This is a genomic window from Galbibacter sp., from assembly GCF_035306585.1.
Taxonomy (GTDB): domain Bacteria; phylum Bacteroidota; class Bacteroidia; order Flavobacteriales; family Flavobacteriaceae; genus Galbibacter.
On sequence record NZ_DATGNU010000036.1, the window covers coordinates 1 to 5,722 of the forward strand.

Genomic DNA, 5,722 nt, shown 5'->3' on the forward strand with positions numbered 1-5,722 from the left:
TCTCAAAAGCATATCCCAATGGAATATCAGTTTTGGATGTAGGCTGCGGTGCGGGGAATTTTAGCGTAAAACTTGCCCAGAAAGTTAAAGATGTCCAATACACCTTATTGGATTTAAGTAAACCCATGCTGGAGAGAGCAACACAGCGGGTAAGTAATTTAACGAGTCAGAAAGTAAGAGCGATTAAGGGTGATTTTAGAACACAAGCTTTTGAAGGGGAAGAATTTGATGTTATCATCGCCACTTCCGTTCTACATCATCTGCGAGATGATAAGGACTGGGAAGCTGCTTTTGAAAAGCTTTATAATCTTTTAAAACCTGGGGGAAGTATTTGGATTTTCGATTTAGTCCAACAGCATACAGCGTCTTTGCAGCAATATATTTATACAGATTTATATGGTGCATACCTCACTCAACTAGAGAATAAGGAGTACCGCGACAAGGTCTTTGCCTATATTGAAAAAGAAGATAGTCCAAGAAGTCTTATGTATCAGCTAGAATTATTAAAGAAGGTTGGCTTTAACCAAGTGGATGTACTACATAAGAATTTGTGTTTTGCATCCTTTGTAGGGTTTAAAAAATAACCGACTCTTACCCTAATAACTACCCCTGGTACAATACTAATGTGCTCTTTTCTTAGATTTTACATTGTTGTGTTTGGATAAGGTGTGTTTACTTCCTTCGATGGTATTCCAACTGTCTTTAAATAATTGCATAAAAGCCAGTGTCAATACCACCGTAGTTGCCAGTCCCATGAGAAAGATTGTCAAGAGTAACATTCCGTTGCCAGCAAACCAATCAAACTCCCATTTGGTCATAAATTCATGGGTGAAATTCGGATTGAGCTCTGTGATGTAGAGGGTTGAAAACAAGGTGAAAATGATCGTTGCAGTAAATCCAGTAACGATTCCTGTAGCAAAACCGAATTGATACCTGAAGGTCTCTTTTTCAATCCTTTTTAAGCGCTGTATCGCTAGATAGATTCCAGATCCCGTGATCAGGATATTGGCTACGCTAAAAGCGGCATGTTTATGCAATCCCACTAGGGCAAGTAGGAGAAAATATATAATTAAGACTACTCCAGTTATCATTCCGTATTTAAGAGCTGTTTTTTGAACCTCCATCTGTGTTATTTAATTAATAATCCTTCCTTACAAGTTAAGGTATTTTTCTAAATAGGTGTGTTCATTTAGACATAATCTTTGCTCCAATTAGTATATGCTCTTTCAATTTTGGTATGTATAAATACATTTTAAGGCTCTTTTGATGATATATAACCTTTGTTTTAGCAACGATTTTGCTTACTTCTTACATTGTGATAATTTGGTAATGGTATCTATTAATGTTACCTCTAAATCTAAGTTAAACGCTTGTATTCTTTGGTGGTTTATCCTTTAATCCCTTGTACTTATTCGTATTCATTAATAATGGATTATGTATGATGTAACCTAAAAGTACCTAATATGTATCCCTAATGTAGCCTAAAAACTTAACAGTTATTTAACCTTTTTGATATCTTGTACAGCGAAATCGATTAAGTACTATGGCTGGATAAACGGCTTAAAAATGTAAACTAACAATAACGAGTGCTTTATCGAATTTAAGTGGACTATAGAACATAAACTATCTAATTTAATTATGAGAAACGTAATTCTTTTTTGTTGCATTTTCTTCACTGCACTAATGGTTTCTGGACAGCAGAGTTCCATTACCACCAGCGGGGTTGTTTTAGATGCAGAAACTGGGACACCGATTCCTGGTGTAAACGTGATTGAGAAAGGGACGACCAATGGGATTGTCATCCTATCCATCGAATTTTAGCTTTCATCAGCAAAAGACCATAGCTAAAAAAGTGTAGCTCGCTAAGGACAATGGCTTTTGAAGTATAATAAAGAGAAACATCACTACAGATGTACCTTGTATAAGTGATAAGTTACTCACAAAAAAATTATAGCGGTGTAAACTAAGCCGTAAAGTGATAAAAAATCACACACAGTATTCAAGGAATAAATTAGCTGTATGTATTCAGTTGATTTAGGTTGGTTGGGAAACTTCCCGCTGAGATTTTTCAGCGGGGAGTTTGCATAACTAAAAGTAGAAGTACTCGCATGATAAAGCTTCAAAATAAAAATTGAAAGGGGGTATTTATAAATTCCTATTTCATTTAAAATTAAAAACTACTAACTCCATTACAATATGAATTTTATAAAATGCAATTTATTTTTCTTTTTTCTCTTGACCGTCTGCTCGAGTTGTTCGGAGAAAAAAGAACTTCAATTAAAATCCAAACCAAATATCGTTTTTATTATGTCCGATGACCACGGATACCAGGCTATTAGCGCCTATAATGATCAATTAATCCAAACGCCAAATATAGATCGAATCGCCGAAGAAGGGATGTTGTTTACCAATGCCTCGGTAACCAATTCCATATGTGCGCCATCTAGAGCGGTGATTTTAACTGGAAAGCACAGTCATATGAATGGTAAAATTGATAATATTAGTGTCTTTGATACCACTAATGTAACCTTTCCACAACTGCTTCAAAAAGCAGGTTATCAAACCGCTATGTTTGGAAAATTACATTTTGGAAACAATCCAAAAGGTTTTGATGAATTTAAGATTTTACCAGGACAAGGGAGTTATTACAACCCTGATTTTATAACCAATAAAGGAGACACCACTATAGTGGGGTACGTCACGGATATTATTACTGACCTGACCATTGATTGGTTGGATCACCGGCGTGATCCAGAGAAGCCTTTCTTACTGATGTATTTACATAAAGCGCCTCACCGTGCGTGGTTACCTGCACAAAGGCATTTACAAGAGTATGCTGGGAAAACGTTTCCATTACCAAAGACTCTTTTTGATGATTATAAAAGAAATTTAACAGGGGAGAACTCCATCTCAGGTGACCTAAAGGGAGATGTGAATTTAAACCCCTATAGTACGGCGGCACGTCAGGCAGAAATGGGAATTAAAAAGCACATGACTCTGGGATATGACAATAAGATTTATAAGGAAACCTTGGAGGATTTAGGAATTCAGGAGCCTTATATGGATATCGACCCAACCAGTCGTATGAATGCCGAACAAAAAAATGCCTGGAAGCAGACCTACGATCCCATTAACAGTGCTTTTAAAGAGGCATATCCATCCATGGATGATTCGACTTTAACGCTATGGAAGTACCAACGGTATTTGCAGGACTATTTAGGAACCATAGCCTCAGTGGATGAAAATGTTGGAAGACTACTAGATTATTTGGATAACAATCAACTTAGTGAAAATACCATAGTAATCTATACCTCAGATCAAGGCTTTTATTTAGGTGAGCACGGATGGTTTGATAAACGGTTTATGTATGAGGAATCTTTTAAAACACCGTTGTTAATAAAATGGCCTCATAAGATTACCCCTGGAATTTCAGAAGATGAAATGGTTCAAAACCTTGATTTTGCTCAGACCTTTTTAGAGATAGCTGGTGTGGAGGCTCCTGAGGATATGCAAGGTAAAAGTCTTGTTCCCATTCTAACGGGAGACGATGAGCAGTGGGACAGGGATGCTGTTTATTATCATTATTATGAGTATCCTGGGGAGCATAATGTAAGAAGGCACTATGGGGTGGTCACCAAGGAGTATAAACTAATACATTTCTATTACGATATTGATCAGTGGGAACTCTACGATCGAATCAATGATCCAAATGAGCTTCACAATCTGTATCATGATCCCAAATATGCTGATGTGGTAGAAATGATGACTGCGAAATTAAAAGAAGTACGAGCCAAGTATAAGGATTCTCCTGAAAATGATCAACGATTTATTGATTCGTACAATGATATAATTGGCGCTAACTAATTATATTAAGCATGGTCTTTTTTGGATCTGAAGGTGGAAGATCCAAATTAAGATGTATCCAAAAAAGGAATCAGCCTTATTAAAACAGGTTAGATTCCTTTTTTTTTGTTGACCTTATGTGAGGACCCATTGTAGAATGTAGGGGGCGAGTAAGGCTGTTAATAGCCCGTTAAAGCACATCGCTAATCCACTATAAACCCCTGCAGATGTACTGATCTCAAAGGCACGAGCGGTTCCGATTCCATGGGCACTAGTTCCTAGAGCAGTCCCAATCGCTAATGGGTTGGTGATACCCAATTTTCGTAGAAAAGGGGCTCCGATGGCATTGCCAAGAATACCGGTTATTATCACAATCCCAGCGGTGATCTCTGGAAGGCCTTCGGTGACTTTAGTTATCTCAATAGCAATAGGAGTAGTGACAGATTTGGCAATTAAAGATTTTGCAAGAATCTCAGGTGAGTTCCAAAGGTATAAACTCCCCAGTACAGCGAGCATTCCCAATAGTCCCCCTAAGATGACAGAAATCATAAAGGGTTTTATATCTTGTTTTATTTGCTGAAGTTTTTCAAATAAAAACACTCCCAAGGAAACCACAGAAGGACCTAGAAAAAAGCTGATGTATTTTCCGCCTATATTGTACTGCTTGAAATCAATTTCTAAGGCCAGGAGCACCAGAATAATCATTACAACCGACACGAGTATGCGGTTAAAGAGAATGTAATTAAACCTTCGTTTTAATAATCCAGAGAGATAATAAGCTAGGAGCGTTAGTGTTACTCCAAAGATGGGTTGTTCAAAGAATACCTTCATTACTTACGTAATAACTGAAACAATAATCCTGTGAGATACAAGCATAATAAGGTGCTAAAAATTACTGCCACAGAAATTGGAATCCAATACTGGCTTAGGATATCGGCATATACCATTAAACCAACACCGTAGGGAATGAAAAACACCACTAAATATTTGATTAGAAAATCGGAGGCCGGCTTTACGTCCTCTAATTGGATCACCTTAAGATTGAGGGCTAGGAAAATTAGCCCCATTCCCAGTATGTTCCCTGCAATGGGTAACTGGAAGAAAAACTGTAACGATTCACCTAGTAGTAAAAAAAGGAAAATCAGTAATAGGGATTTTATCATGTCTCGGCGTTCTATTTTTGTATAATGTTTAGTTCCGTTGGTAGGATCAAATATACCGATTTTCTATCGAGCGACCCATAAAAGTGTTAGGGGAATGTTCTTACTATGGAAGGCGAAAATAGCCCCTGTAATAGTTTATTTATACCGTAGGATACCTAATTTCTTCGCATCTTTGATTCCATATGTTATAAAGCGATATGGATATGTAACAAAATGTCATCACCACTGTTTTAATATCCGATATATTTGTTGGGGATCCGTAGATTTGATCGGTGTCGGGTCCAACTTGTATGTTCTATTGATCCCAATCTCCATATTCTTTCTTAAATGGTAAGGTAACCAGCTTGAACATATGGCTATTAACAATAAATACTAAATTTTATTAATAATGAGTACTGCCTTTTTGAATTTTAAAATTCACGATATTCTAAATTTTCTTCTTTTCCTAGTTCTGAGTGTATCTTACGGACAGAACCCATTAGTGATGGATCAATTTACTGCTGACCCAACTGCAAGAGTTTTTAATGGTAAATTATATGTGTACCCTTCTCATGATATTATTCCGCCAGTAGGCGAGGGGCGTCCCGAATGGTTCAATATGGCAGACTACCATGTATTTTCCTCCGAAAACCTTACCGAGTGGGAGGATCACGGCGTCATACTTAGTCAAAAAGATGTTCCATGGGGAGATCCAGATGCTTATAGTATGTGGGCGC

At 37.2% G+C, this 5,722-nt stretch carries 6 protein-coding genes and 1 pseudogene; 4 read left to right on the forward strand and 3 right to left on the reverse strand.

Features of this window, described 5'->3' with window-relative positions:
• The coding region (locus VKY50_RS04045; RefSeq protein ID WP_324299117.1) for a class I SAM-dependent methyltransferase at positions 1-584 on the forward strand (584 nt) is incomplete at its 5' end.
• 36 nt (positions 585-620) lie between these two features.
• Here the strand turns inward: VKY50_RS04045 and VKY50_RS04050 are convergent.
• Positions 621-1,124, reverse strand: a complete 504-nt coding sequence (locus tag VKY50_RS04050; RefSeq protein ID WP_324299119.1) for a DUF4199 domain-containing protein — start codon at positions 1,122-1,124, stop codon at positions 621-623.
• A 514-nt stretch (positions 1,125-1,638) separates the two neighbouring features.
• Here VKY50_RS04050 and VKY50_RS04055 point away from each other — a divergent pair.
• Both VKY50_RS04055 and VKY50_RS04060 read left to right on the forward strand, forming a co-directional pair.
• Positions 1,639-1,821, forward strand: a complete 183-nt coding sequence (locus tag VKY50_RS04055; RefSeq protein ID WP_324299121.1) for a peptidase associated/transthyretin-like domain-containing protein — start codon at positions 1,639-1,641, stop codon at positions 1,819-1,821.
• A 375-nt stretch (positions 1,822-2,196) separates the two neighbouring features.
• Positions 2,197-3,864: a sulfatase family protein gene (locus VKY50_RS04060; RefSeq protein ID WP_324299123.1), complete on the forward strand. Its 1,668-nt coding sequence runs from the start codon at positions 2,197-2,199 to the stop codon at positions 3,862-3,864.
• Positions 3,865-3,978: 114 nt separating this feature from the next.
• Here VKY50_RS04060 and VKY50_RS04065 read toward each other — a convergent pair whose 3' ends face one another.
• Together VKY50_RS04065 and VKY50_RS04070 are read right to left on the reverse strand one after the other, a co-directional pair.
• The gene (locus VKY50_RS04065; RefSeq protein WP_324299125.1) at positions 3,979-4,674 is read right to left on the reverse strand and encodes an LrgB family protein; all 696 of its coding nucleotides are present in this window, start codon (positions 4,672-4,674) and stop codon (positions 3,979-3,981) included.
• Entirely contained in the window at positions 4,674-5,006 is a 333-nt protein-coding gene (locus VKY50_RS04070; RefSeq protein ID WP_324299127.1) for a CidA/LrgA family protein, read from the reverse strand. Before VKY50_RS04070 ends, VKY50_RS04065 begins: the two co-directional genes overlap by 1 nt.
• A 388-nt stretch (positions 5,007-5,394) precedes the next feature.
• Here VKY50_RS04070 and VKY50_RS04075 point away from each other — a divergent pair.
• A pseudogene (locus VKY50_RS04075) lies at positions 5,395-5,722 on the forward strand (family 43 glycosylhydrolase); the annotation flags it as partial.

What these genes read in the sequence shown, in the direction of transcription:
- VKY50_RS04050 (WP_324299119.1), bottom strand. Translation starts at nt 1,124, where the DNA reads ATGGAGGTTCAAAAAACAGCTCTTAAATACGGAATGATAACTGGAGTA.
- VKY50_RS04055 (WP_324299121.1), top strand. Translation starts at nt 1,639, where the DNA reads ATGAGAAACGTAATTCTTTTTTGTTGCATTTTCTTCACTGCACTAATG.
- VKY50_RS04060 (WP_324299123.1), top strand. Translation starts at nt 2,197, where the DNA reads ATGAATTTTATAAAATGCAATTTATTTTTCTTTTTTCTCTTGACCGTC.
- VKY50_RS04065 (WP_324299125.1), bottom strand. Translation starts at nt 4,674, where the DNA reads ATGAAGGTATTCTTTGAACAACCCATCTTTGGAGTAACACTAACGCTC.
- VKY50_RS04070 (WP_324299127.1), bottom strand. Translation starts at nt 5,006, where the DNA reads ATGATAAAATCCCTATTACTGATTTTCCTTTTTTTACTACTAGGTGAA.